At 39.8% G+C, this 26,172-nt stretch carries 22 protein-coding genes; 11 read left to right on the forward strand and 11 right to left on the reverse strand.

Annotated features, from left to right (window positions below):
* Positions 1 to 129: 129 nt before the first annotated feature.
* The 8 genes from I6E70_RS10885 to bioB form a co-directional block, all read right to left on the reverse strand.
* The gene (locus I6E70_RS10885) at positions 130 to 648 is read right to left on the reverse strand and encodes a hypothetical protein (RefSeq protein WP_197188700.1); all 519 of its coding nucleotides are present in this window, start codon (positions 646 to 648) and stop codon (positions 130 to 132) included.
* A 309-nt stretch (positions 649 to 957) separates the two neighbouring features.
* The gene (locus I6E70_RS10890; protein WP_197188701.1) at positions 958 to 3,186 is read right to left on the reverse strand and encodes an endo-1,4-beta-xylanase; all 2,229 of its coding nucleotides are present in this window, start codon (positions 3,184 to 3,186) and stop codon (positions 958 to 960) included.
* 609 nt (positions 3,187 to 3,795) lie between these two features.
* Positions 3,796 to 4,659, reverse strand: a complete 864-nt coding sequence (gene htpX, locus I6E70_RS10895) for a protease HtpX (protein WP_197151092.1) — start codon at positions 4,657 to 4,659, stop codon at positions 3,796 to 3,798.
* Between the two features lie 212 nt (positions 4,660 to 4,871).
* Complete coding sequence (locus I6E70_RS10900) at positions 4,872 to 6,455, reverse strand: FAD-dependent oxidoreductase (RefSeq protein ID WP_197188702.1); 1,584 nt, start codon at positions 6,453 to 6,455, stop codon at positions 4,872 to 4,874.
* 129 nt (positions 6,456 to 6,584) lie between these two features.
* The gene (gene bioD, locus I6E70_RS10905) at positions 6,585 to 7,268 is read right to left on the reverse strand and encodes a dethiobiotin synthase (RefSeq protein WP_007586785.1); all 684 of its coding nucleotides are present in this window, start codon (positions 7,266 to 7,268) and stop codon (positions 6,585 to 6,587) included.
* A 44-nt stretch (positions 7,269 to 7,312) separates the two neighbouring features.
* Complete coding sequence (locus I6E70_RS10910; protein ID WP_197188703.1) at positions 7,313 to 8,191, reverse strand: methyltransferase domain-containing protein; 879 nt, start codon at positions 8,189 to 8,191, stop codon at positions 7,313 to 7,315.
* Positions 8,188 to 9,339 (reverse strand): aminotransferase class I/II-fold pyridoxal phosphate-dependent enzyme, encoded by a 1,152-nt coding sequence (locus tag I6E70_RS10915; protein ID WP_197188704.1) that lies wholly within the window; start codon positions 9,337 to 9,339, stop codon positions 8,188 to 8,190. The genes I6E70_RS10910 and I6E70_RS10915 overlap by 4 nt, the downstream gene beginning before the upstream one ends.
* Positions 9,340 to 9,351: 12 nt before the next feature.
* Positions 9,352 to 10,392, reverse strand: coding sequence for a biotin synthase BioB (gene bioB / locus I6E70_RS10920; RefSeq protein WP_197188705.1), 1,041 nt, complete (start codon positions 10,390 to 10,392; stop codon positions 9,352 to 9,354).
* A gap of 93 nt (positions 10,393 to 10,485) precedes the next feature.
* Here bioB and bioA point away from each other — a divergent pair, with 93 nt between their 5' ends.
* The 8 genes from bioA (at position 10,486) to I6E70_RS10960 (ending at position 19,419) form a co-directional block, all read left to right on the forward strand.
* A complete protein-coding gene (gene bioA / locus I6E70_RS10925; RefSeq protein ID WP_197188706.1) occupies positions 10,486 to 11,787 on the forward strand; it encodes an adenosylmethionine--8-amino-7-oxononanoate transaminase in 1,302 nt (433 codons plus the stop codon).
* Between the two features lie 171 nt (positions 11,788 to 11,958).
* The gene (locus tag I6E70_RS10930) at positions 11,959 to 12,771 is read left to right on the forward strand and encodes a hypothetical protein (RefSeq protein ID WP_007586790.1); all 813 of its coding nucleotides are present in this window, start codon (positions 11,959 to 11,961) and stop codon (positions 12,769 to 12,771) included.
* Positions 12,772 to 13,812, forward strand: coding sequence for an extracellular solute-binding protein (locus tag I6E70_RS10935; protein ID WP_010552741.1), 1,041 nt, complete (start codon positions 12,772 to 12,774; stop codon positions 13,810 to 13,812).
* Positions 13,812 to 15,311: an ABC transporter permease gene (locus tag I6E70_RS10940; RefSeq protein WP_024589223.1), complete on the forward strand. Its 1,500-nt coding sequence runs from the start codon at positions 13,812 to 13,814 to the stop codon at positions 15,309 to 15,311. Before I6E70_RS10935 ends, I6E70_RS10940 begins: the two co-directional genes overlap by 1 nt.
* A gap of 14 nt (positions 15,312 to 15,325) precedes the next feature.
* Positions 15,326 to 16,342 carry an ABC transporter ATP-binding protein gene (locus tag I6E70_RS10945; RefSeq protein ID WP_007586793.1) on the forward strand — a complete coding sequence of 339 codons (1,017 nt, stop codon included), beginning with the start codon at positions 15,326 to 15,328 and terminating at the stop codon, positions 16,340 to 16,342.
* Between the two features lie 441 nt (positions 16,343 to 16,783).
* Positions 16,784 to 17,974, forward strand: a complete 1,191-nt coding sequence (locus tag I6E70_RS20870) for a sensor histidine kinase (RefSeq protein ID WP_010552739.1) — start codon at positions 16,784 to 16,786, stop codon at positions 17,972 to 17,974.
* Positions 17,949 to 18,314, forward strand: coding sequence for a response regulator (locus I6E70_RS10955; RefSeq protein WP_010552738.1), 366 nt, complete (start codon positions 17,949 to 17,951; stop codon positions 18,312 to 18,314). Before I6E70_RS20870 ends, I6E70_RS10955 begins: the two co-directional genes overlap by 26 nt.
* 40 nt (positions 18,315 to 18,354) lie before the next feature.
* Positions 18,355 to 19,419 (forward strand): HD domain-containing phosphohydrolase, encoded by a 1,065-nt coding sequence (locus I6E70_RS10960; protein WP_197188707.1) that lies wholly within the window; start codon positions 18,355 to 18,357, stop codon positions 19,417 to 19,419.
* Positions 19,420 to 19,638: 219 nt separating this feature from the next.
* Here I6E70_RS10960 and I6E70_RS10965 read toward each other — a convergent pair whose 3' ends face one another.
* Complete coding sequence (locus I6E70_RS10965) at positions 19,639 to 20,073, reverse strand: ATP-binding protein (RefSeq protein ID WP_010552736.1); 435 nt, start codon at positions 20,071 to 20,073, stop codon at positions 19,639 to 19,641.
* Positions 20,074 to 20,370: 297 nt separating this feature from the next.
* On the opposite strand from I6E70_RS10965, the gene asnS reads away from it, so the two are divergent.
* Entirely contained in the window at positions 20,371 to 21,768 is a 1,398-nt protein-coding gene (asnS, locus tag I6E70_RS10970) for an asparagine--tRNA ligase (protein ID WP_010552735.1), read from the forward strand.
* A 129-nt stretch (positions 21,769 to 21,897) separates the two neighbouring features.
* Here the strand turns inward: asnS and I6E70_RS10975 are convergent, their stop codons facing one another.
* The gene (locus tag I6E70_RS10975; protein ID WP_197188708.1) at positions 21,898 to 22,824 is read right to left on the reverse strand and encodes an electron transfer flavoprotein subunit alpha/FixB family protein; all 927 of its coding nucleotides are present in this window, start codon (positions 22,822 to 22,824) and stop codon (positions 21,898 to 21,900) included.
* Positions 22,825 to 23,574 (reverse strand): electron transfer flavoprotein subunit beta/FixA family protein, encoded by a 750-nt coding sequence (locus I6E70_RS10980; RefSeq protein ID WP_197188709.1) that lies wholly within the window; start codon positions 23,572 to 23,574, stop codon positions 22,825 to 22,827. It lies immediately after the preceding gene.
* Positions 23,575 to 23,795: 221 nt separating this feature from the next.
* Between I6E70_RS10980 and I6E70_RS10985 the strand changes: the two genes are divergently transcribed.
* Together I6E70_RS10985 and I6E70_RS10990 are read left to right on the forward strand one after the other, a co-directional pair.
* On the forward strand, positions 23,796 to 25,442 hold the full coding sequence (locus I6E70_RS10985) for an electron transfer flavoprotein-ubiquinone oxidoreductase (RefSeq protein ID WP_197188710.1): 1,647 nt from the start codon (positions 23,796 to 23,798) through the stop codon (positions 25,440 to 25,442).
* Between the two features lie 132 nt (positions 25,443 to 25,574).
* Entirely contained in the window at positions 25,575 to 26,039 is a 465-nt protein-coding gene (locus I6E70_RS10990) for an acyl-CoA thioesterase (protein WP_007586808.1), read from the forward strand.
* Positions 26,040 to 26,172: the final 133 nt, after the last annotated feature.

Genomic DNA, 26,172 nt, shown 5'->3' on the forward strand with positions numbered 1-26,172 from the left:
AATCGCTCTAGGAAAATGGCTTATATAAATTTTGGATTTAGTGGCTTGCAAGTTAATAACTAATATTACAAACAAAAAATCGAGTGGTTTAGCTAACTGCTAATAATTAATTTGTAAGTGATTTATAGCTTATTTATAAGCCCAGGCATCGGTCATTGTTACTTGGCAATTGTTATAACTAGCCGCTTGTTTTTGCGCAATACCTCTTACTCTAAAGTTTGTTGAGTCATTAGGAAGTATAATTAGGTCTTCGTCGGTTATTGATAGCGTATCGACTAGCGTGTTTTGATCTGTTAAAAAATCGACCTTAAACTTTATATTTTTAAACGAAAAGTCCGACTCGTTTTTTACCTGCCCTATGCATGCAACATACAATGCATCGTTTTCATTTTTAGTATGAATTTGGCTTACATTAGCGATTAAGTTTTTTTGTGCTTGGTCTTCAAGCCCTGCTACATAAATATTTTGATAAAAAATAAACCCAAAAATACCAACAATACTAAGCGCTAATGCACCAATAATAATGGGATTGTTTTCTAAGTTAGAATATTTAGCTTGAAGTGAGGTGCATTGTGGACATTTTTTAGCCCGTGAATCTATGGCGCTAAAGCACATAATACATTCTTTAGTGTGTTGCACCTTTTCCATTACAATAATCATCCTTGTTAAGTATTAAATGTTAAGTATTAAATGTTAAGTATTAAATGTTAAGTATTGCTGGCTTTAAAGTATTTTACTTTACTCGTACCTAGTAACCCCGTAAACACATATAGCTTAAAAAAGTAACTATTTTATAAAGCAACACAAATAACTGTATATAAACACAGTGCTTGCAGTTTTGGTATTTAAACCCGCATATGCAGCCGATACTAAATTAAAAAGTGCTTATGAAAAAATAGCCCGCATAAAATTATGCGGGCTATTTAATTTAGGGTTAAATACGTTTATTTAAATATATTATTGTTCTAGTAATGTTAGTGATACATCGTCCGCATAAAAGTCAGCTGTGATCTCGTTTGATTCAACATAAAGTAAAGCGACACTTTCTTGTGTTGTGATTGAATGCGTGTAGGTACCTGACAACTGTACCCAACTACCCGCGCTTACTGTTGTAACGGGCGTGAGTTCAAGATACTCAGTGCTAGCGTGCTCTATTTGTAGGGTTAGTTTTACCCCTGGTGAAACAGTGCTGGTATCGTCAGATAACTTAATCCATGCAGACACATTATACGTTTCACCTGCTGTAAATAAGCCTTTAACATCTTTTTGAATACCATTCCAAGTTTCAGTTCGCCCTTGTACTAAAGCACTATTACTGCCAGTGTGAGCTTGGGTTGCATCTAGGGTTATGCTTGCACTTCCGCGCGCTTGCCATGAATCAAGCCCAGCTTCAAAGTCACCATTGGTGAGCAGTTCTGATGAAGGTGTTGGCTCTACTACTTCAATTAGCTCTTTTAATGCATTTGCAAAACCTTGTAACGCTGGCTTAGCTGTATAGTCGTTAAAAAATAAAAGTGGCCATTCTGTAGTAGGCTCTGGCCAGTTTTGTAACCAGCTATCTTCGTCAATTACACCCCAAATAGTTATGCCACCGCGTTGATCTTCAGGGACAGTTTCTAAATAGGTTTTAACAATATTGTAGTAATACTGCTTTTGCTCATCCGCTCTTTCACTTGTTAGGTAAGTTAAAGGAATGCCACCTTCGTTGTTCATTCGAACATCTAATTCGGTAATTTTAACTTTAATTTTAGGGCGAATATCGACCACTTTTTGAAGATGAGCTTGTATTGTAGAAATATCAGGGCTGTTGAGTGAAATATGAGATTGAAAACCTATGCCATCAATAGGCACGCCATTATTTTGAAAATCGTTAACCATAGATATAACGGCATCTAATTTGTCGGCGTTCCAAATCAGGTTGTAATCGTTGTAGTATAAATCAGCATCGGGATCGGCAGCTCTTGCGGCTTTATAGGCTAGCGGTAAAAATTCAGCACCTATGTTTTCAAACCACACCGATTCATCGGCACTGTCACTTGTGGTTTTTTCGCCACGGTATTTACCATTTTCCATAAACGCTTCGTTAACTACATCCCAACTCACTACGGTATCGTTAGCGCCTTCTTCTTCAAAATGAGTGGCTATTTGCGTTATGTGATCTTCCATCATTGTTATCCAAGCAGCTTTATCCCCTTGAAAACTTTGCATCCACGGTGCTATTTGTGAGTGCCACACAAAAACATGGCCATGCACGGTGAGTGAGTTGTCTTTTGCGTAGTTTACAAGCTCATCAGAATCATCATAAAAAAATTCGCCTTGGGTAGGTTGTAAATAGGTAGGCTTCATAATATTTTCGGCAGATAGTTGATTAAAGTGTTGTTCAATAATCGTTTTAATTTCTGGTCTATCTATTATGCTGTTACCAAAATCGCCCGCTGGCACGGCAACGCCTATGTTGAAGTTAGGTGCTAAAGCTTTTAAACTTTGTGCTGTTACTTCGCTGTATTGCACATCAGGAATTTCTTCTGCTGGTACATCGTCTAAAATAAAGCCTGAAAACTCATCTATGTATATAGATTTATTAATGTTTTCTTCTTTTGAAAAGTGAATTGCTAATCTAACTAATGAGTCAGCTTCGGCAGTTGCTGCTGTTAATGTTATTTTTTGCCACTCGCCTGTTAGCGTTTCTTTTACTAGGCTAAGCTGGCCGTAATCTGGAGCGGGTGTTTGTATCCAAAAATCGGCACTGGTTCCCTCTTCCCCTTTGGCCCAAACACTAAACTCGTAATTTTTACCGCCGGTGATAGGAATGTCCTCATAAGCTATTTCAATACCCCAAGGGTTATCACCTAATGTATTAACAGTAACCTGAACCGCTTTGGTGCCTTTGTAAGCATTAACGCCTTCTTCTGATTCGATTACTTCTATTGTTGAAGAAGCACTTGATTCTTGATCTGGCCTAAATACCCAATTTCCAACTGGTGTTGTTTGCCCTGCCGCGTCTTCTTCAAAGCTACCATTTATTATTTCAGCCGCTTCTGGGGCGTCAGGTACTGGCGTTTCTGGCACTACAACTTCAGGTGTTTGTACTTCTGGCACCTCGGCGTCGTTATTATTCCCTCCGCACGCCATTAATAGTGACACTAAGGTCACTAATCCAGTGTTACGAAAAATCGATTTTTTCATTTTTTATTCCTTAGACTAAAGCAATAAATGAGTCGTTTAGCAAAATGTTATAATCGTCATCTCAGTGAGTAAAAATGATGGAATATTTTACATCACTTCAAATACACTTTTATTCACAATGACTACAACTAATTTAATTAAACAAATACTCATCTATTTTTATTATTGTAATATCTCATCAAATTTTAATGTCTCTCTTGTGATAAACCAAAAGATAAATTAAAAACCAATGAGTTATAGTTAAGGTTTAAATTAAATTTTTACTGTTCAATATTGTGTGTGTGAATATATCATCATTAAATTAACCTAAAACCAATATTGTTATAGTCTAATTTACAATAACTATCAAGGTTAAAATTCACTCAGTTTTTTATTAGATATAATGGCTTAATAGTAAAATTGATACTTTTACTGAGGTGCTTAGTGGGCTTTGTTATGTAAGCTAATAATAAATCAGAAGGTAAATACAATAAAAAATAAAAGGGGTTACCGCTTAGCTAAACCATACAATTTATAGCTTTAATGATATGAATATAAGCGAATTGGTATAAAACAAAAAGCCAGCGATTAAGCTGGCTTATAGGTTTGCTAATTACGTTATTTAGCTAATTATTTACGTAGTGCGTCGATTCGTGCATCAAGCGGCGGGTGCGATGAAAACAATTCAGCCATGCCTTTGCCACTTGCAATACCAAAGGCCATCATTGAGCCTTCTAATTGCGAAGGATGGTTTTGCTTTAATCGCTCAAGGGCTGATCGCATTTTGTCTGCACCTACTAATTTAGCTGCGCCGCTGTCGGCTGCAAACTCACGCTTACGGCTGTAACTTGCAACTACTATGCTTGCTAGCACGCCAAATAATACTTGGAATAACATATCGAATAAGAAGTATGTCCAGCTACTGCCGCCCTCTTCTTCATCGCTATTTATAAAGTTATCTACAATGCCTGCCAGTACTTTTGCGGCAAATATTACAAAGGTGTTTACCACGCCTTGTATTAGCGTAAGCGTTACCATGTCGCCGTTAGCAATATGCGATACTTCGTGGGCAAGTACGGCTTCGGCTTGATCTTTGGTCATGTTGTGCATTAAGCCTGTGCTTACTGCCACTAATGAGTTGTTTTTACTTGGACCCGTTGCAAAAGCGTTCATTTCTGGGCTGTCGTAAATAGCCACTTCTGGCATTTTAATACCTGCTTTTTGTGCTTGCGCAGATACCGTTTGTACAAGCCAATGTTCGGTTTCGTTTCGAGGCTGCGTAATTACATGCGCGCCTGTTGATTTTTTAGCGATCCATTTCGACATAAATAACGAAATAAACGATCCACCAAAACCAAATACTGTGGCTATAAGTAAAATTCCGCCTAGGCTACGATGGCTTAAGCCCAGCGCACTCATTATTATTGAAAGCACTACACCTAATACCAACATAACCGCTAGGTTAGTTAATAAAAACAAAAATATACGTTTCATATTGTCCTCACAAAAATAGGTTTGATCACCGAACATAAAATTAAATTAGGTTAAAGCAATCACTGCGTCATGACACACTATGTCATAACGTTAGCGCTATTCTGTGACAAACTATGTCATAACACAAGTGTTATTTATGTGTTTATTGATAATTTTTTTAAGAAGGGTTTTACAGCAAATTTAAGACTAAAGTTTCTTTATAAATCAGCTTATTACAAGCTATGATTTAGCTCTGCCATATCAATTGGAAAACCACGCTCGTGTGCCAATATGCGTGCAACTTCGCCAATTTTTTCGCCGCTATTATGTTTAAGGTACGACCATTGGTGGGTACTGCGGTGATGATTTACAGCAGGATCGCTGCTTATTATTCCCAACTTTATAAACTCACCCACTATTTGATCTGCCGCTATTAACGTTGACGATGCTTTAACATTTTCGGCCCGCGCATAATTAATATGTGAATATAAGCTTACATCGGCTACGCGCAAAGTGTCGTCATCACCTGGGATTTGTTGCCCGCCAAACAAGGCATTATTTTGTTTATTAGCAGTTTTAAACGCAGGTACAAACTCGGCTACATAATCAATTGCTGTTTGGGTGCGTGTTTGCAACGCTGCTTTGTCCCAGCCATCTTTAATATAATGCAGATATTTATCGGGGAGTTTAGGTTGTGCGCTCATTGTCGTGGCATCAGCTAAGCCATCATTAAACAATGTAATGTTGTTAGTCATGCCGTGTATTTGAAAATAACCATTAGGGTAAGGCGTTAGCTGCGCCATACCTTCTGGTGTGCCACGGTTACCGTAAATAATTATTTCGGGTATTTGCCCACCAGCACCTTGCCAATGAGTAATGTAAGAGGCTTTAAATTCGACCATGCGTTTTACATCTACCCTAACGAGGTCGTCAATAATACCGGTTTGAAAACCACACGCATTAATTAGGTAATCTACCTCAATGGTTTGTGAATCAGCTTGTGTATCAGTTGAAGTATCAGGTTGTTCATCAAGGCTTGGCTCTGATTGGTATTCAATGCGCCATTTAAGTGTTTGCTTATCATTATTGGTATTTATAACTGGCGATACATTTTTAACACTGGTGCTTGTTAAAACGTGAGCGTGTTTGTACTGTGCAAGTGCTAGTTGTGCACTGGCCGATAAACGAAATATATTCCAGCCATATTCTTGTGCAGCAATGAGCGGAAACTTTAGCTTATCTAAATCTAAATGCTTAGCAACGGGTATCATCCACTCATCTAACGACGTGGGCTTCGCTACTTGTTTTTGCTTAGCAAGCTTTAGCATTTGCTCATAACTATATAACTGATAATAATGCTCTGGCTCGCCTAATATTTTGTTAGCGCTATCTTGCTCAACAAGCTCGCTGTAGGCTTTTACTAATTTATTTAAACGCGGAAATAAATCCTCGGGTGAGTCGTCATCGCGCTTAGGCACTGCAAATACTGTAGGGCGAACATCAATAGTGTGAGGATAAAGGCGCGCAATATCTATACATTGCTTGAGTAAATCTATGCAGTCTTCGTCGGGTATTTCACGGTATAAGTTGCCACCTGCATGCAAATGGCACATTGGAGGGCCATCAATTAACGACTTTTTCTTTTCAAGTACATAAGTTTCTAACCCTAACGCAGCAAGCCTAATGGCAATTGTGGCGCCTGCTGTACCCCCACCAATTATGCCTACGCGTTTTTTAGGTAAGCCATAGTTTAGTGCTTTTGGCTCAGCGCTTACGTGCGCATCAGGGGCGTAGCTTTCAATAAATGGGTGCGTCATATAGTCGTTATGTCCTTAGTAACTTAGTAACATTGTCTTTAAGCAAGCTATGTATTTATAAATGTTTATATGTGTACTAAGGCTGACTATTTCAAGATTTACCTAAAAAAGTAGCTTTTTTTAAACCACTTAAGTGTTTATAGATAATGCACTAAGCAAGCTTTTGTATATTTGTAACTTAGGAGTTTGCTCGCTGTATGGGCTTATAGCAAGTATTGGGAACGGTAAACGTGCTTTGAGTGAATCAAGGTTTGCTTGATACTCGTCCATGTTTTTATCGACTTGGTTTGCGATCCAGCCAACGCAGTTTATACCCATACTTTGCATATGCGCAGCGGTTAGTAACGCATGATTTAAGCAACCTAGCTTCATACCAACAACCAGTATTACCGGTAGTTGCTCTGCTTTAACCCAGTCGTATAAATACTCCGTATTGTTAATAGGTAACGCCCAGCCACCAGCACCTTCGGTAAGTATGTAATTAGCGCCCTGCTGTTTTACATCATTATAAGCATCACTTAGTTTATCAATAGTAATACTAACCCCAACTTGCTCAGCGGCTATGTGCGGCGCAATAGGTGGTGCAAACGCAAACGGATTTACTACGTCGTATTTAGCGCTGACTGTTGCGCTTTCCATTAGTATAAGGGCATCGGCATTTACTAGCTGATCGAATGCCATTTCGCAGCCAGCAGCAAGAGGTTTAAAGCCAATGGCTTGTTTTTTGTGTTGGGCAAGTAACTTTAATAGCAAACTGGTAACGTGGGTTTTTCCGGCATCGGTGTCGGTGCCTGTTATAAAAAATTCTTTCATTACTTTGCCTTATGATCTGAATCTAACTTTGGTTAACTTAGCAATTAATCGCTTTTTTGTAATGATAACAGCACCACATGATAAGACACACATGCTTTGTTATTTATAAGCGGATACGCACTGCATACTTTTTGTAGCGCCGATTTAGTAAGTAACCCTTGACGTGTATTGGTATGATTTTGCGTAGTAGCCCCAATAGCCTTAATAGAGGCAATAGCTTTTAAAGGTATTGTGTATTCATCGGTGTAAATACGTTTTTGAGCGCTGTTAATAGTAAACCCTGCATTTTGGACTGATTGGTTTATATACTGCTCACTATTAAAAGTATTTATGTGGCTGTTAGAATCAAGCGCTGCAAAGGCTGTTTTTATTTCGTTAAGTGAGCCCTCTACCACAGTGCTTATGTACGCCTGCCCGCCTAGTTTTAATATGTTGTAAAGTGATTGCATTAAAGCCGGAAAATTAGCAGACCACTGCACTGCGAAGTTACTGTAAATAACATCAACACTGTTTGCTTGTAGCGGTAAGTTATCCATATCGGCGCATATTTTAGGTGCGGTTAAATTACTACTTTGCAGCATGTTTATGCTCAAATCCATGGCAATAACGCTTGCAAACATACTTTGTAAGGTATGCGTATTAACAAGCGGACCTGCGCCTAAATCAACACAAAGCTTATTTTTATTAATGCCTGGTTTTATGAGTGAAAATAGATCGCTCGCAGCATGTTTTTGAACATTTGCATGGGTGTTATAACGCGCTGCCGCCTTTGAAAACTTACTTTGTGTAGACTTTTTAAGCTCCTTGCTTAGCTCTTTATCCAATTCGCGAGTTAACTCTCTATTTAACTCGCTACTCACTAGGCACGGTTTTACTTTACGTGTTTGCATTAAATCTGTTTTTAATACTGGCTGAGCAGTCATGCTATTGCACCTACTAAATGCTTAACTAAGTGCGTTATGTCTTGCTCGGTATGTGCGGCTGTTAAAGTAATGCGTAAACGCGAGGTGTTATGCGCAACCGTGGGCGGCCTGATTGCGGTAAGCCAAATACCCTGTTGTTTAAGTTTATCTGCCGTTTGCAATGTTTGCTCAGCGCAGCCTAATACAATGGGCTGTATGGCTGTGTTTGATTGCATTACAGCAATATTATGGGTTTTAGCGAGTTGCTTAAATAACGCAATATTGGCATTTAGTTTATCGCGTTTATCATTGGCTGTTTTTATGCTTTTAATACGCGCAAGTGTGTGACTTGCCATAAGCGGCGACATAGCGGTTGAATACGTGTAATCGCGATTAAATTGCAGCATGTAATCAATAAACTGTTTACTGCCTAATACACACGCGCCACTACTGGCAACTGCTTTACCAAAGGTAATGACTAATATATCTGGCAGCGTTTGAGTAATAAATGCTTCGCAACTGCCCAAACCGGTTTTGCCTAATGCACCAAAGCCGTGTGCGTCGTCAATCATTAGCCATGCGTTATGCTGTTTTGCAAGTGCGAGTAATTCTTTAAGAGGCGCGGTATCGCCATCCATCGAAAACACGCCTTCGCTTATAATAAGCTTGTTTTGCGCTTTAGATTTTTCGAGCCGTGAACGTAAATGGTTCATGTCGTTGTGATTAAAACGCACTAAAGCCGCGTTAGAGTGCATAGCCCCGTCAATCAAGCTTGCATGATTTAACTTATCTTGAAAAATAGCGCTGTTTTGCGCAGCCGCTTTATCTTGAAACAACGCTTTAATTACGCTGCTATTAGCGCTAAACCCTGAGTTAAATAGCATCCCTGCGCCATAACCAAATTGCTCACATAAGTATTGTTCGAGCACTTTTTGCTGCGCCTGATAACCTGTAACCAATGCTGAGCTGTGACTCCCTAACGCGTGGGAGTCATTAAGGTTAACAGCCTCATCTGCAAAACCTAAGTAGTCGTTACTGGCAAAGTTAAGGTAGGTTTTATTATTAACCGTTATGGTGCGCGCTGTTGCATGTTGCACTACGTGGCGTTTACGAAGTAACGCATCTTGCAGGCGAGCCTGCAGATGCGTGTTTATAAAATCAAAAGGCATAGATATAAAAGCCTACGCTTCGTAAAACAATTCAGAGGTTGCTTTGTCGGCTACTTGCGATGAAAGCGAGGCTTCTACTGCTTCGTCTGAATAGTCATGACGCGTTTCTGGGTTCATGCCTAATTTTTTAATTAGGTTCATATCGGCATCAGCGTCTGGGTTTTCGGTGGTAAGTAGCTTATCGCCATAAAATATTGAGTTAGCGCCTGCAAAAAAGCACATTGACTGCATTTGCTCGTTCATGGCGTTACGCCCTGCCGATAAACGCACATAACTGTGTGGCATCATAATGCGTGCTGTTGCAATGGTACGTACAAATTCAAAGTGATCTAAATCGTCTGCGTTTTCAAGCGGTGTGCCTTTAACTTTAACGAGCATATTAATAGGCACGCTTTCTGGCTGTTGTGGCAAATTAGCTAGCTGCATCAGTAACCCATAACGGTCGCTTGCTTGCTCGCCCATACCGACTATTCCGCCTGAGCATACTTTCATACCGGCATCGCGTACGTGGTCAATGGTATTTAATCTATCTTGAAAAGTACGGGTTGATATAATTTGCTCGTAATATTCAGGTGACGTGTCAAGGTTGTGATTATAGTAATCAAGCCCTGCGTCTCGAAGTTCATGGGCTTTTTCGTTTGTGAGTTTACCCAGCGTCATACAGGTTTCTAGCCCTAGCTCTTTTACTTCTTTAACCATTTGCGAAATGTATGGCATGTCTCTGTCTTTTGGATCTGACCATGCAGCACCCATACAAAAACGGGTCGCGCCTTTTTGTTTTGCAAGGCGTGCTTGCTCTACTACTTTTTCTACTTCTATTAAGCGTTCGCGTTCTAAATCGGTTCGATAATGGCCTGACTGCGGGCAGTACTTACAATCTTCTGGGCAAGCGCCTGTTTTAATTGATAACAACGTAGAAATTTGCACTTCATTTGGGTTGAAGTTAGCACGGTGAACCGATGCTGCTTTAAAAAGTAAATCGTTAAATGGCATTTCAAATAATGCTTTAACCTCAGCGTGGGTCCAATCGTGACGAACAGGTGCAAGTTCCATAATACTCTCTTATTTTTTCTCAGTGGTGATATTGGCTTAGTCTACGAGTTGAAGTAACATTGTCAACGAAGCCCACCAAGATAAAGTTTACATATGATTAAAAAGAATACGATTGACCTTGATTTTGATCGTGAGCACATTTGGCACCCATATACATCTATGACTAAGCCAATTCCGGTATATCCCGTTACACATGCAAATCACAACATTATTCACCTTGAAACTGGCGAGCAATTAATCGATGGCATGGCCTCGTGGTGGAGCGCAATACATGGCTATAACCACCCTGTTATAAATAACGCCATGATTGAGCAAATCAACTGTATGAGCCACATTATGTTTGGCGGTATTACGCATAACAGCGCGGTTGAGCTGTGCAAAAAAATAGTAAATATAACGCCGCCTAGTTTAACTAAAGTGTTTTTAGCCGACAGCGGATCGGTAAGTGTTGAAGTAGCAATAAAAATGGCGCTGCAGTATTGGTTAAGCCAAGGCATTACAACAAAACAAAAATTAATGACGCCTTACAAGGGCTACCATGGCGACACCTTTGCAGCCATGAGCGTATGCGACCCCGTTAACTCAATGCATAGTTTATATTCAGGCTTTTTACCTGAACACGTTTTTGTACCTGCACCGGTTAGTCAATTTGGGGGCGAGTTTAACCAAGCTGAAGCCAAAGAGCTTGAAGAATACTTTAAAGCAAATCACAGCCAAGTTGCCGCCTTCATAATTGAGCCTATTGTACAAAACGCGGGTGGGATGAACTTTTATCACCCTGATTATTTAGCCTGCGTGCGTAAGTTATGTACGCAATATAACGTATTGCTAATTTGCGACGAAATTGCCACAGGCTTTGGCCGTACAGGTAAATTATTTGCTGTAGAGCACGCCAATATAGAGCCCGATATAATGTGTATTGGTAAAGCATTAACTGGCGGCTCAATGACGTTATCAGCCACTATCACTAGCGATAAAATAGCCATTGGCATAAGCGAAGGTGAAGCAGGTGTTTTAATGCATGGTCCTACGTTTATGGGTAACCCGCTTGCCTGTGCTGCGGCCTGCGCAAGTATTGATTTATTACTAGAGCAAAACTGGCAACAACGAATAAGCCAAATAAACACCCAACTACAACAACTTAATAAATGCAGTGAACTAGATGCGGTTGCCAATGTACGTACCTTAGGTGCAATAGGCGTTGTTGAACTAAACGAGGCTGCGGGCAATGTTGATGTTGCTAAAATTCAGGCTTATTTTGTAGAGCAAGGTGTATGGATACGCCCATTCGGTAAACTAATTTACCTTATGCCACCGTATATAAGTGACGACACAAGTATAAAAACACTGTGTGATGCCATTTATAATGCCATTAAAGGCAAGCATTACGCTTAATAGTCGGTCTCAATAACTAATCCTAATACAGGTTATAGGGCTATTTTCTGTAACCTACCGCTACATTTAGTGTTTTTATCTATTAAGCGAGTTTGTGGTTATTGATCTCGTTAACTATTAGCTATATGATAATGTCTATCATTTACAATTACCTTTTTGGACTTCTTTGCTATGAAATTACTATTTAAACCAGCCAAAACTTTAGGTGCAAGCCTTTTACTAGCCTCGGCGTTTATGGCTCAACCAGTATTAGCTAACGGCCCTATTGGCGAGCATGTTAATCATCTTCAAGCTAACCTTAAAAGTTACGCAGAAGAAGTAGAATGGATGGTAGGCAAAGTTGATACCATGGTAAGCGACTACGACACTAAAGGCGCAAAAGCTGTAAAAACTGATGATTTAATTGAATACTGGGAGTCAGTTAAGTTTCACAGCGCAATAGAAACTAACTTCGTACCGGTATACGCTTCTATTTGGCAGGGTCTTTATGGCGTAAAAATGGCCATTGATAATAAACAGCCTGCTGAGGAAGTTCGTAAACAACAAAAAGCGATGAACATAGCCTTGTGGCAAGGCCTTGGGGCTGTTAAGCTTGCTGCAAAATTCCAGCAAAAAGGCTTGTTAGACACTGTAAAAGCAACCGCTACAAAAGAAATGACACAAAGTGCCACAATTGATGAAATTAAGCACAAATTAGACCGTGTAGTAGCTAAATTTGCTGAGCGTTTACAAGACGAAGCAACTGAAATTGTTCACGATACTTACCTACACCTGTTTGAAGGCGTTGAAGGTACACTTATTGAGCAAGACGCTAACCTAGTTGAAGTGCTGGAAAAAGACTTTAACGTAACACTGCCACTAGCAATTAAAAACAGCAAAAGCGTCGATGAAGTACGCGATGTGATCAGTGATATGCAAACAAAATTAGACCGCGCTAAGGTTTTAATAGAAAAAGCCGAAAAAGCCCGTAAGGATGTATTTTAAGTGAAGCGTAGGACCTTTATTCAAGGCCTAGCTGCGTTAGGGGTGGTTGGCTCATTGCCACTGCCTCTTTCTCGTGCGCTAGCCGCTGATATAGCAAACCCAGTTTCTGTTGATGATTTACCAAAGCTTAAAGGCGAGTTAACCCTTTATTTAGGCCGAGGCGAAGGTGGTTTGTATGAAAACGTATTGCAAGCAATCCAGAAAAAAAATCCAGACTTTAAACTCGGTATACGCCGAGGTCCTACTGCTGCTTTAGCAAATACGATTGTTGCAGAAGCTAAAGCCGGCGTTCGCCGCGCTGATTTATTTTGGGCGGTTGATTCAGGCGCAATTGGTTTAGTAACCGATGCAGGCCTTGCACAACCTATCCCAGGTGATTTATCTGCTCAGTTACAACCACAATTTAGATATAAAGAGTGGGCTCCAGTAACTGGCCGTATTCGTACATTGCCATATAACACGTCGCGTTTGACCAAAGATCAAATTCCAACAAGTATTATGGAAATTGCCGACAGCGATTTAAGTATTGGTTGGGCGCCCGCCTACGCTTCTTTTCAATCGTTTGTAACCGCAATGCGAATTTTAGAAGGCGACGACAAAACCGCTAAGTGGCTTAAAAAGATAAAAAAACGTGCTAAAACATACGCTGGAGAATTAGGTGTTGTTATGGGCGTTGAACGCGGTGAAGTTGATATTGGTTTTGCTAATCATTATTACACATTGCGTTTAAAATCAGGCAAGCCTGATGCTAAGCTTGATTTAGCATTTACACAAAATGATGCTGGCTGTTTAGTTAATGCATCGGGTGTATTAGCGCTTAACGACGATCCGCTTGCTACTAACTTTATGCGTTACTTACTAAGTAAAGAAGTACAAGGTTACTTAGCCAGTGAAGCGTACGAAATTCCGTTAGTAAATGGTATTACCCAACCTGAGGGTCTACCATCACTTGCTAATATTTCTCCACCTAAAGTAGATTTAACACAGCTTGCTGATTTACGCCCTACTATAGATTTGATGCGTAGCAGCGGCGTATTGTAATGAGAATACCTGCCTCTTATCCAATGGCGCTGCTTGCAGCGCTTGTTGCGCTTACCCCTGTTTATGTATTAATAGTGCTTGCAAGCGATGCAAGCTCAGTGTTTGACACCCACAATCTTCAAATTTTAGGTAACACGTTATCGTTAATGGGTTTAACGGTACTCGGATCTATTTTAATTGGTGTGCCACTGGCGTTTATTAGCGCGTATGTGCATTTGCCATTTAAAAAACTCTGGCTGGTTGTATTTGCAGCGCCGCTGGCAATCCCCAGTTATATTGGCGCGTTTACACTTTATGCTGCTTTTGGCCCCGGTGGCGAAATAAACACCTTAACAGGAATAGAAACACCATCAATGTATGGCCTAACAGGCGCTGCAATTGTGATGACGCTTTATACTTTCCCGTTTGTAATGATGACAACTCGCTCATCCCTACTAAGCCTTGATGCAAGCATGGTTAATGCCGCGCGTACGCTGGGTATGTCGATGACGCAAAGTATATTTAAAGTTATATTACCGCGCGTAGTTAACGGTATTGCAGCAGGCTCTTTGTTAGTCGCCCTTTATACATTATCAGACTTTGGCACACCCGCAATGATGCGCTTAGATACGTTTACCCGCGTAATTTACGTTGAATACAACGCTTTTGCGTTAGGGCGCGCAGCCATGCTTTCGCTTCAACTGATGGTTATTGTTGGCTTTTTACTTTTAGTTGAATCACAAATAAAAACAGCCCCTGAGCGCCAAGGTCGCCCGTTAATTTTATTCCCAAGCAAACTACAGTTAAGTGCAATATTTATTACATTTGCACCTGTTTTACTGCTCGCTATTGGCTTGCCTTTGGCTATATTTTCGCTTTGGTTAGCTCGTGATGGTTTTAGCTCATTTGATTTTAATATTGCGTGGAACTCTACGTATGCATCGGGTATTGCGGCAATTGTAGCCGTTATCGTTGCGATCCCCGTTGCACATGCCGCACTTAGTGGAAAAGCGGGTCGTATAATGGAACGTGTTACTTACTTTGGTTTTGGTATTCCGGGTATAGTAATGGGCACAGCGCTTGTTTACGGTGGTTTGCAGTTACCGTTTTTATATCAAACACTGGGATTGCTTATTATTGCTTATATGCTGCGATTTTTACCACTTGCTGTGGGCTCTGTTAGAACAAGCACCGAACACTTAGACCCAAGCTTAGTAAAGTCTGCGCGCGTATTAGGGGCAAGCCCACGTGAAGTATTTACTCGTATAACACTGCCTTTAACAATGCGCGGTATTATTGCCGGTGCAGCACTGGTGTTTTTAGAGTCAATGCGCGAACTAGAAGCCACGCTATTACTTGGCCCAACAGGGTTTGAAACCCTCTCTACCTATTTATGGCGTGTATACGAAGCGGGCTATTTTGGTCGCGCTGCTATTCCTGGATTATTGTTAGTAGTGATATCTGCCTGCGGGTTAGCTATTATGATGTCTGGCGAAAAACGCAACCAGTTTGAACATTAAGGATTTAAGAAACAATGCTATCTGTAAGTCAGTTGTCTATAGATTATGGCAGTAACCGCGTAGTAAGCGATTTAAACTTATCGCTGGGTGAAAACGAAATCCTTATGCTTGTAGGGCCAACAGGTTGCGGTAAAAGTACAATTTTACAAGCCCTTGCTGGCCTTATACCTATTAGCGAAGGCGAAATAAACACGGGTAAATGGCGCGCTACACCCAAATTAACAATACCTCCTGAAAAACGCAGTGTAGGTATGGTATTTCAAGATTTTGCGTTATTTCCGCACTTAACCGTACAGCAAAACATTTGCTTTAGATTAAAAGATACAGCCCCTGCTGAGTATTGGATAAACCTACTTGGACTGAGCGATTTTAGAGATAAAAAACCAGCTACGCTTTCTGGCGGACAAAAGCAACGTGTTGCACTTGCGCGCACCCTTGCCCACCAACCTGATTTTGTATTGCTTGATGAGCCGCTTTCAAACTTAGATGCCGCCCTTAAAGACATGCTTCGTTGGGATATTAGAAACGCACTTAAAGCAGCTGGCGTACCGGCGATTTGGGTAACACACGACCAAGAAGAAGCACTCTCAGTTGGCGATCGTGTTGGTGTACTTAAAGGCGGCAAAATTCAGCAAATCGATACACCCGAGCGCTGCTTTAGTACCCCAAATAATCGCTTTGTGGCACGCTTTTTAGGTGAAGCCAGCTTTATTAGCGGCCAATTTAGCCAAGGACAAGCCACTACCTCAATTGGTAATGCACCCGCTCATGGCGTTGACTGTGAAAGTGGCGACGTTGATGTACTACTTCGACCAGACGATGTGTTACTTGTACAAAGCAGTGTTGGCAATAACGGCGAAGTAATTTGGGTACGTTTTGAAGGTGGCAGTCGCTTGTGCGCTGTAAAACTTGCATGCTCTACGGTTGTAACTAGCCGAGTAAGCCATGAAGTTGTTGTAAACCCTGGCGACGAAGTGCATGTATCACTAAGTACCTCGCACCCATTAGCGGTTTATAAATCTATAGACTGATTAAAATATTGATGTAGGCATTAATTTAAACATTAATACCTACATCAATACTTACTATTTAGACCCAAAATTCAGTTTAAATACGTTCCCCGTTAAAACCCTATCTCGCTTAAAACTAATACTTTTTACCTTTAAAAAGCTCACTATAGCCAATAAACAACAATAATATGCAGGTTAAATTATGAACCTCTTGCTATTAATCAGCTGTTGCTGTTTACTGAACAAAGATTAATGTTAAATAGTTCCTCTCAGATATCACTTATCAGGTTACGCCTTTTATATTAGTTAAAACCACACACAAACATTAAAACACATTATTAAGCATTGCTTTTAGCGAACGTATTATAAAAATAAAGCTATATTCAAGCATTGCTGAACCTTAATTATCCTTTAAACGTTTATAAAGTTGTTCAGCCCTTAATGGTACAAAGGATCTAGATAGTGAATAAAATAAGTACCAAGAAAGAACTCTTAGAATACTCCGAAAGTATTGTAAACACGGTTCGAGAACCACTGATTGTTTTAGACCAACATTTAAGAGTAGTTACAGCAAGCCGCTCATTTTATGAGTTTTTTCGCGCTAATCATAAAGACACAGTCGGGAAACTAATATACAACCTTGGTAATAATCAATGGAACATTCCCAAGCTTCGTGAATTATTAGAAACCATATTGCCTCAAAAAACGAGCTTTGATGATTATAAAGTTGAGCACAATTTTAAAACAATTGGTTGGCGTACAATGCTGCTCAACGCAAGGCAAATTAAACGTACTCAGTCAAAAGATCGTATTATTTTATTGTCTATCGAGGACATTACTGAACGTAACGCGATTCAAGAAGGACTCGTAAAAGCGAATAAAGAGCTAGAAGTGCTAACGAGTGACTTAGAAAGTGCTGCTCGAGTTAAATCAGAGTTTTTAGCAAATATGTCGCATGAACTGAGAACCCCACTTAATTCTATAAATGGTTTTTCTGAGGTGCTCTACGACGAAACATTTGGCACTTTAAATGACAAACAAAAACAGTATGTTAAAAATGTATTGGTGAGCGGCAAACATTTACTGTTACTTATTAATGAAATACTGGATATGGCAAAGATTGAAGCAGGAAAAATGAGTCTCACCATCTCTCATTTGCCGATACGCCAAGTATTGCACGAAATTACAGGGCTTACAGCAGATACAGCTAACCAGAAAAAATTGAATATGTGTCTTGATATTGCTGATGACTTGCCACCAATTGAAGCTGACTCCCTTAAGGTTAAACAGATACTTTATAATTTGCTTTCAAATGCAGTGAAGTTTACACCCGATGAGGGTCAAATTGGCGTTAAAACACGACATACTGATACAGAAATAGAAATAATAATTTGGGATACGGGTATAGGTATTGCTGCTGAAAATATGGAAAAAATATTTGAAGGTTTTTTTCGCATAGAAACCCCCTATTCTAGATTAACAGAAGGTACAGGACTTGGGCTGCCAATCGCAAAAAGTCTAGTAAAGTTGCATGGAGGCGAGTTTGTTATTGAATCTGAAGGTGTTAATAAAGGCACATCGGTTCGTATAACTTTGCCAATTAAACAAAAGTCTGTGGTAAAGCATAATGAAAACCAAAATAGTTATAGTTGATGATAATGCGAATAACCTATTGCTAGAGGAAGATCTTTTACTCATGGCAAATTTTGAAGTATTCACTGCTATGAATGCAAGAGATGCGCTTTTAACAATAAAGCGTGAGACTCCAAAAATTATTATATTAGATGTCCAACTCCCAGATATGTCTGGAACAGAAGTTGCGAAAATTTTGCGTGATGAAAAAGAAACGGCAGATATTCCTATTGTTTTTGTTACCGCTTCTGTTTTACCCGCAGATATAGACCAATTACTGTGTATACCTAACAGTGCGTATATTTCTAAGCCTATAGATACACGCACGTTTGCTCAACAAATAAGTTTATATATAAAGTAATGACTACAATTATTTAAACCTTGATACACAGGAACAGTTAATGAAAGATAGCCCTTTAATTTTGGTTGTAGATGACAACCTTCAAAATATTGAACTCATGCAAGCTTATCTTGAACCCAAGGGATATAAAACAGTAACAGCGACTGGCGGGCAACAAGCATTAGATATCTTAGCACAACAACCTGTAGACCTTATTTTACTTGATATAATGATGCCCGGTCTGAACGGTTTTGAAGTAACACGCCGTGTTAGAGAAGACGCCCTATTAAAGCTATTACCTATCGTCCTTATTACTGCTTTAAGAGAGACAAAAGAGCGAGTTAAAGGGATTGATGCTGGTTGCGATGATTTTATTACAAAGCCTGTAGATAAAAACGAGCTATTATCGCGCGTTAAGTCCCTTCTTAAGATTAAAGACTATAACGATTTAAGAACAAATTATCAGAAACAATTAGAAGCTGAAGTTGCTCAAAGAACTGAATCACTAAAGCAAGCAATGCAAAGCATTAAAGCCGCATCACTAGAAACAATTAATAGGCTAACCAAAGCTGCTGAATACAAAGATGAAGAAACGGGTGCGCACATTCAACGCATGAGTTTGTATTCTGAGGCCGTTGCACGCAGTGTAGGGCTAGATGAGGGAACAGTTGAAAATATTTTATTTTCAGCGTCGATGCATGACCTCGGAAAGATTTCTACACCTGACCATATTTTGCTAAAAGCAGGACAATTAGATGCTGCAGAATGGGAAATAATGAAACAGCACACCGTTGTAGGCGCTAGCATACTTTCAGGTTCTGATTCTGAGGTTATTAAACTCGGTGAAATTATTGCCCGCTCACATCATGAAAAATGGGACGGCTCTGGTTATCCTGATGGCTTAAAAGGTAATGAAATTCCAATTGCAGCACGCGTAGTTGCTATTGCTGATGTATTTGATGCTCTCTCGTCAAAACGTCCTTATAAAAAATCATTCTCACAAGAAAAAACATTTGCCATTATTAAAGAAGGTAGTGGGAAGCACTTTGACCCCGCAGTAGTGGATGCTTTTTTTGCAGTTCAAGAAGAAATTTTAGCAATTAAACAAAAGTATGCTGAAAAGTAACACGTCCATAATTAATTAGAGGGAACCCCATGAACGGACCAAACCCCAATAATCCTTCACCAATGGAAGGTTTTCCTCAAGTAGGTTTTTTATATTTGACTATAGAACAATAAATACGCTGCTAGATATAGCTTGGTGGGATTGGAGCAATGAAAAAATCACTGCTCATTTAGATACTATAACTCAAAATAATTTAGACGTGCTGTCTAAAATTTAGCACTACCACTCAAACATGTAGGCCATTTTGCTTATTGTTTTAAGCGGAACATTATGCGAGTTACGTTTAGCATATAAGTGCTGCATTGATTTGTCTTTCACTTCACCCACTATCACTTCTTTTACTTGATAACCTAAAGCAACAGCAGCTTGAGTGTAAGCTATAAATTCCCACTTTTTAATATTGGTGTTATCTACAATCACCAATGGCATACCTTGAGCAAGTGCATTTATAAAGCGCGCTAAATTTAAATTATGAAATTGCGACAATTTAAATTTATCGAAATGATATTCGCCATGCTCATTAATAAAGTAATCATCAGTTGAGCAGATTAGGTATTGGCTTTCGTCAACTCCACCTAATTCGTCAGCAAGGCTTTGCGCGTAGTAAGACTTACCGCTTCCTGGTAGTCCTCGTAAAATAAAAACTTGTTTCATAGCATCGATTTTTTAAGTGTGAATAAATATTAATTTGATTTGTTTGTTAATAATGCCACAAAATCATTAAATTTAAGAGCAACAAATCATAATAGTAGCAATTAAACTCTAAAAACTGTTTAAAAATAAACCGCATGCATAAAAACTTTTAAAGAGTTGCCCACAATAGTTTTTTTATTCAACTTTACTAGGTAAGATACAGGGTTCAAGTGCAGCGCCGTTTATGTGCAATTTATGCCCGAGTGCTGCGCACAGTTAAAATAAAATAGTTAGGCAACTTATATCATTGGAGTGAAGATGAGCCATTTAGCGATTTCAGAGCTATTAAAAGGCAATGTTGCGGTAGACAGCCAAGTAACAATTAAGGGCTGGATCCGTACTCGCCGCGATTCAAAAGCAGGAATTTCATTTTTAGCCGTTCATGACGGTTCGTGTTTTGATCCTATTCAAGCGGTAGTTCCTAATTCACTGAATAATTATGATGAAGTTACTAGCTTAACAGCCGGTTGTTCTGTGTCGGTTACTGGTGTTTTAGTACAATCTGCTGGCCAAGGTCAATCTTACGAAATTCAAGCTAATACAGTGACTGTATTAGGTTGGGTAGAAAACCCAGATTCATACCCAATGTCGGCAAAGCGCCACAGCATTGAGTACTTACGTGAGCACGCTCACCTTCGCCCTCGTACAAATATGATTGGCGCGGTAACTCGTGTACGTAACTGTTTAGCACAAGCTATTCACCGTTTTTACCACGAGCAAGGCTTTTACTGGATCAGCACGCCAATTATTACGGCAAGTGACTGTGAAGGTGCTGGCGAAATGTTCCGTGTGTCTACGCTTGATATGCAAAACTTACCGCTTACAGACAAAGGCGAAGTTGATTACAGCGAAGATTTCTTCGGTAAAGAAGCATTCCTTACTGTATCTGGCCAGTTAAATGGCGAAACTTACGCGTCTGCAATGTCAAAAATTTACACGTTTGGCCCAACATTCCGTGCAGAAAATTCAAATACATCACGCCACCTTGCAGAATTTTGGATGGTAGAGCCTGAAGTTGCGTTTGCTGATTTAGAAGACATCGCAAAACTTGCTGAAAATATGCTTAAGTATGTGTTTAAAGCCGTACTTGAAGAGCGCCGTGATGACATGGAATTTTTTGCACAACGTGTAGAAAAAACTGCAATTACGCGTTTAGAAGAATTTGTAGAAAAAGACTTCGCACAGGTAAATTACACTGAAGCAGTAGAGATCCTTAAAAACTGTGGTAAAAAGTTTGAGTACGCTGTTGAATGGGGTGTAGATTTACAGTCTGAGCACGAGCGTTACTTAGCTGAAGAGCACTTTAAAGCACCGGTAGTTATTAAAAACTATCCACGTGACATTAAAGCATTCTACATGCGCCAAAACGAAGACGGTAAGACCGTTGCCGCAATGGACATTGTAGCACCAGGTATTGGTGAGATCATTGGTGGTTCACAACGTGAAGAACGCCTTGATGTACTTGATGCACGCTTAGAAGAAATGGGCTTAAACAAAGAAGATTACAGCTGGTACCGCGATCTACGTAAATACGGTAGCGTGCCGCACTCAGGCTTCGGTTTAGGCTTTGAACGCTTAGTTGCTTATGTAACAGGTATGGGCAACGTACGTGACGTTATTGCCTTCCCTCGTACTAAAGGCAGCGCAACTTACTAATACTAAGTTAGCCATAAAAACCAGCCAATTGGCTGGTTTTTATGTGTCTTTAATTTACCTAATAAAAAAGCCGCAGCACTCAAAGAGCACCACGGCTTTCAACCAGAATAAATTTTGCTTAATTAAGCGCTATAAAGCACTCTCTAACTGTGGCAGTACTTCAAATAAGTCAGCCACTAACCCGTAATCTGCAACTTGAAAAATAGGTGCATCGGGGTCTTTATTAATCGCGACGATTACTTTTGAGTCTTTCATACCGGCTAAATGCTGAATAGCACCGCTAATACCTACTGCAATGTATAAATTAGGTGCTACAATTTTACCTGTTTGCCCAACTTGCATGTCGTTAGGTACAAAGCCTGCATCAACCGCTGCGCGCGACGCACCAATCGCTGCACCGAGTTTATCGGCAATACCATTAAGTAGTGCAAAGTTTTCACCGTTTTGCATACCGCGACCACCCGATATAACGACAGTGGCAGCGGTAAGTTCAGGTCGTTCAGACTCTGTTTGTTCAACACTTACAAAGCTACTTAATTGCGAATCAGACACTGTATCAATGCTTGTTATAGCCGCTGCTGATTGCTCACCTTGTAAATCAAAGCTACTGGCACGTACGGTAATTACTTTTTTACTGTCGAGTGATTTAACCGTGGCGATTGCATTACCTGCATAAATTGGACGTTTAAATGTATCTGCGTCCACTACTGCGATAATTTCAGAAATTTGCGCAACATCTAATAACGCAGCAACTCGTGGCATAAAGTTTTTGCCTGTTGTCGTTGCACTTGCAACAATGTGGCTGTAGGTGTCGCTAAGCGATAAAACTAAATCGGTCATGCTCTCAGCTAACTGATGTTCATAGACGCTATTATCGGCAACTAAAACATTAGCTACGCCATCAATGCTGGCCACTTGTGAGCTCATTACGCTTAGGCTATTCCCTGCAATAAGTACATCAACAGGAAAACCCATTTTTACTGCAGCGTTAATAGTTTTTGAGGTTTCTGGTTTTAAGGCACCGTTGTCGTGCTCTGCAATTACGAGTGTTTTCATTTAAATCACCTTTGCCTCTGTTTTTAATTTTTCTACAAGCTGTGCAACGTCTTCAACAATAATTCCTGCGGTACGTTTAGCTGGCTCTTCTACACTTATTAATTGAATACGCGGTGTTAAATCAACACCAAGCGAATCAGCTGCTATTACTTCAAGCGGCTTACGTTTGGCTTTCATAATATTTGGCAGTGATGCGTAACGAGGCTCGTTTAAGCGTAAATCAGTTGTAACAACCGCCGGTAAATTAAGTGCTACCGTTTGCAGGCCCCCATCAACTTCGCGGGTCACGTTTACTTTGCCATTTTCAATAACAACCTTGGATGCAAATGTACCCTGCCCACGATTAGTAAGCGCAGCAAGCATTTGACCTGTTTGATTATTATCTGAATCGATTGACTGTTTACCTAAAATTATAAGTTCAGGAGATTCTTGCTCTACAATTTTAGCGAGTAGCTTTGCAATATGGAGTGACTCGAGCTTTTCATCGGTTTCGATGTGAATGGCTTTGTCGGCACCCAGTGCTAGTGCTGTACGTAATTGCTCTTGCGATGCTTTAGGACCAATAGTAACAGCAACAACTTCACTGGCTGTACCGGCTTCTTTAAGGCGAATGGCTTCTTCTATAGCAATTTCACAAAACGGGTTCATTGCCATTTTAACGTTGGTTAAATCCACGTCGCTGTTATCACTTTTAACGCGTGCTTTTACGTTGTAATCAATCACTCTTTTTATTGGTACGAGAACTTTCATAGGAACTCCATAATTATTTAAACCTACAAGGTAACGTGCACGTCAACTTATTTATTTTATGAAATTAGACTACTTCCTGTTGACGTAAACGTCAACCTAAAATAACCTTTAACTATTCACAGTCTGTAACGTTTAATTTGCAAGGTTAAAAATAGGCTGTACACCTTATTTAAATGCGTAGTAAACATTCGAATAAGTCCGTCATAGATAAAGAGGTTATTATGGTCGAACGTGAAACCATGGAATTTGATGTAGTAATTGTTGGCGCTGGCCCTGCGGGGCTTTCAAGTGCAATTAAACTCGCGCAATTAGCACAAGAAAAACAACAAGAGTGCATGATTTGCGTAGTCGAAAAAGGTTCCGAAGTAGGCGCACATGTACTCTCTGGTGCTGTTTTTGAAACCAAAGCTTTGGATGAACTGCTACCAAATTGGCAAGCGCTTGGCGCACCGGTTACAACCAAAGTAACTAACGATGAAATTTATTGGTTTAATAACGAGCAAAAAGCGACATCAATCCCCCACTTTGCTACGCCAAAAACATTTCATAATGACGGTAACTACATTGTATCTATGGGTAATGTATGTCGATGGCTAGCAGAGCAAGCTGAAAGCTTAGGCGTAGAGATTTTTCCAGGATTTAGCGCACACTCTTTAATAATTGAAGATAAAGCAGTAAAAGGCATTATTACTGGCGATATGGGTGTCGACAAAGACGGTAATGAAAAAGACGGTTACATGCCAGGCATGGAGCTTCGTGCAAAATACACTATTTTTGCTGAAGGCTGCCGAGGTCATTTAGGTAAGCAGCTAATTAATGAGTTTGCACTTGATGCAGATTCATCGCCGCAGCATTACGGTTTAGGCTTTAAAGAAATTTGGCAAATTGATGAAAGTAAGCATGAGCTTGGCAAAGTTGTTCATGGTACAGGTTGGCCACTTAGCGGCGATACTAATGGTGGTGCATTTATGTATCACAGTGAAAACAACCAAGTCGTTGTAGGTTTAATTGTTGACTTAAATTACTCAAACCCACATTTAAGCCCGTTCGATGAGTTTCAGCGTATGAAGCACCATCCAGTATTTAAAAACGTACTTGAAGGCGCAGAACGTATTGCTTACGGCGCACGTGCTATTGCTAAAGGTGGCTTGCATTCATTACCAAAAATGCATTTTGCGGGTGGCTTAATTGTTGGTTGTGATGCAGGCACACTTAATTTTGCAAAAATCAAAGGTAATCACACTGCAATGAAATCGGGAATGATTGCCGCTGAGGTTATTTTTGAAGCATTGCAAAATGAGTTGGCAAATACCGATTTAACTCATTATCAAACTGCGTTTGAGAAATCGTGGGCATATAAAGAGTTATATCAATCTCGTAACTTTGGCCCTGCAATGCACAAACTTGGTAAGTTTATAGGGGGTGCGTATAACACGCTTGATCAAAACATTTTTAATGGTGGTTTACCCTTTACGTTTAAAGATAATACGCCCGATCATTCAACCCTTGTTGATGCTAACGCCGCTGACAAAATAGCGTACCCAAAGCCAGATGGACACCTTAGCTTTGATAAACTCTCAAGTGTGTTTTTATCAAATACTAACCACGAAGAATCACAGCCTTGTCATTTAAAGCTCAAAGATGCGTCAATTCCTATTAACGTAAACCTAGTTAAATTTGATGAACCCGCACAGCGTTATTGCCCAGCAGGCGTTTACGAAGTACAAGAAATAGCAGGCAATAAAGAGTTTGTTATTAACGCTCAAAACTGTGTGCATTGTAAAACCTGCGATATTAAAGACCCAAGCCAAAACATTACCTGGGTAACCCCAGAAGGTGCTGGTGGCCCAAACTACCCTAATATGTAACTAAATTATGCGTTATATACACATATAATCACTTTTTTTACATATAAATTATAAACATATCCTAAATTGCAGGGGCTTCGGCCCCTTTTTTACGTTATGCTAATAGTAGTTTTAATAATAAGAGTGTTATCTATGCCGTCGTCAAAAGTTGTTTTTCGTTTTTTAGCAGAGCCTACCGATGTTAATTTTGGTGGTAAAGTTCATGGTGGGGCCGTCATGAAATGGATTGACCAAGCAGGCTATGCATGTGCTGCTGGTTGGAGTGGTCACTACTGCGTAACGGTTTCGGTTGCGGGTGTTAAATTTAGACGCCCTATTCTAGTAGGTCAAATAGTCGAAGTAGAAGCTAAAATTGCCCATACGGGTAGAAGTAGTATGCAAATATTTATACAAGTGCGTTGTGGCGATCCAAAAACACAAAATATGGTTGAAACAAATCATTGTGTTATCAGCTTTATTGCAATGGATGAAACGGGCTACCCAATAGAAGTGCCTTCGTTTAAAGCTGTAACAGAAGAAGATATTAAATTAGAAAATTACGCTATAAAAATGAAAGAAATAGCAATTGAAACAGAAAACTTGCTTCATACAGTGTAATTACTAGTTTAAATAAAGTCAGGCTATGTAAAAAACTCATTATACTTTGTAAAAGATACAACTTATTTTAGAGTACTCAATTACACAAAAGTTCACTTTGATTATAAAACACGCTAAATACCGTAAAAACCAA

Origin of the sequence: Pseudoalteromonas sp. NGC95 (genome assembly GCF_015864705.1) — a bacterium.
In the GTDB taxonomy this organism is placed as follows: domain Bacteria; phylum Pseudomonadota; class Gammaproteobacteria; order Enterobacterales; family Alteromonadaceae; genus Pseudoalteromonas; species Pseudoalteromonas arctica.

Excerpts from the sequence above, each read along its gene's own strand:
- I6E70_RS10885 (WP_197188700.1), bottom strand. The coding sequence starts at position 648 with ATGGAAAAGGTGCAACACACTAAAGAATGTATTATGTGCTTTAGCGCC.
- I6E70_RS10890 (WP_197188701.1), bottom strand. The coding sequence starts at position 3,186 with ATGAAAAAATCGATTTTTCGTAACACTGGATTAGTGACCTTAGTGTCA.
- htpX (WP_197151092.1), bottom strand. The coding sequence starts at position 4,659 with ATGAAACGTATATTTTTGTTTTTATTAACTAACCTAGCGGTTATGTTG.
- I6E70_RS10900 (WP_197188702.1), bottom strand. The coding sequence starts at position 6,455 with ATGACGCACCCATTTATTGAAAGCTACGCCCCTGATGCGCACGTAAGC.
- bioD (WP_007586785.1), bottom strand. The coding sequence starts at position 7,268 with ATGAAAGAATTTTTTATAACAGGCACCGACACCGATGCCGGAAAAACC.
- I6E70_RS10910 (WP_197188703.1), bottom strand. The coding sequence starts at position 8,191 with ATGACTGCTCAGCCAGTATTAAAAACAGATTTAATGCAAACACGTAAA.
- I6E70_RS10915 (WP_197188704.1), bottom strand. The coding sequence starts at position 9,339 with ATGCCTTTTGATTTTATAAACACGCATCTGCAGGCTCGCCTGCAAGAT.
- bioB (WP_197188705.1), bottom strand. The coding sequence starts at position 10,392 with ATGGAACTTGCACCTGTTCGTCACGATTGGACCCACGCTGAGGTTAAA.
- bioA (WP_197188706.1), top strand. The coding sequence starts at position 10,486 with ATGATTAAAAAGAATACGATTGACCTTGATTTTGATCGTGAGCACATT.
- I6E70_RS10930 (WP_007586790.1), top strand. The coding sequence starts at position 11,959 with ATGAAATTACTATTTAAACCAGCCAAAACTTTAGGTGCAAGCCTTTTA.
- I6E70_RS10940 (WP_024589223.1), top strand. The coding sequence starts at position 13,812 with ATGAGAATACCTGCCTCTTATCCAATGGCGCTGCTTGCAGCGCTTGTT.
- I6E70_RS10945 (WP_007586793.1), top strand. The coding sequence starts at position 15,326 with ATGCTATCTGTAAGTCAGTTGTCTATAGATTATGGCAGTAACCGCGTA.
- I6E70_RS10955 (WP_010552738.1), top strand. The coding sequence starts at position 17,949 with ATGAAAACCAAAATAGTTATAGTTGATGATAATGCGAATAACCTATTG.
- I6E70_RS10960 (WP_197188707.1), top strand. The coding sequence starts at position 18,355 with ATGAAAGATAGCCCTTTAATTTTGGTTGTAGATGACAACCTTCAAAAT.
- I6E70_RS10965 (WP_010552736.1), bottom strand. The coding sequence starts at position 20,073 with ATGAAACAAGTTTTTATTTTACGAGGACTACCAGGAAGCGGTAAGTCT.
- asnS (WP_010552735.1), top strand. The coding sequence starts at position 20,371 with ATGAGCCATTTAGCGATTTCAGAGCTATTAAAAGGCAATGTTGCGGTA.
- I6E70_RS10975 (WP_197188708.1), bottom strand. The coding sequence starts at position 22,824 with ATGAAAACACTCGTAATTGCAGAGCACGACAACGGTGCCTTAAAACCA.
- I6E70_RS10980 (WP_197188709.1), bottom strand. The coding sequence starts at position 23,574 with ATGAAAGTTCTCGTACCAATAAAAAGAGTGATTGATTACAACGTAAAA.
- I6E70_RS10985 (WP_197188710.1), top strand. The coding sequence starts at position 23,796 with ATGGTCGAACGTGAAACCATGGAATTTGATGTAGTAATTGTTGGCGCT.
- I6E70_RS10990 (WP_007586808.1), top strand. The coding sequence starts at position 25,575 with ATGCCGTCGTCAAAAGTTGTTTTTCGTTTTTTAGCAGAGCCTACCGAT.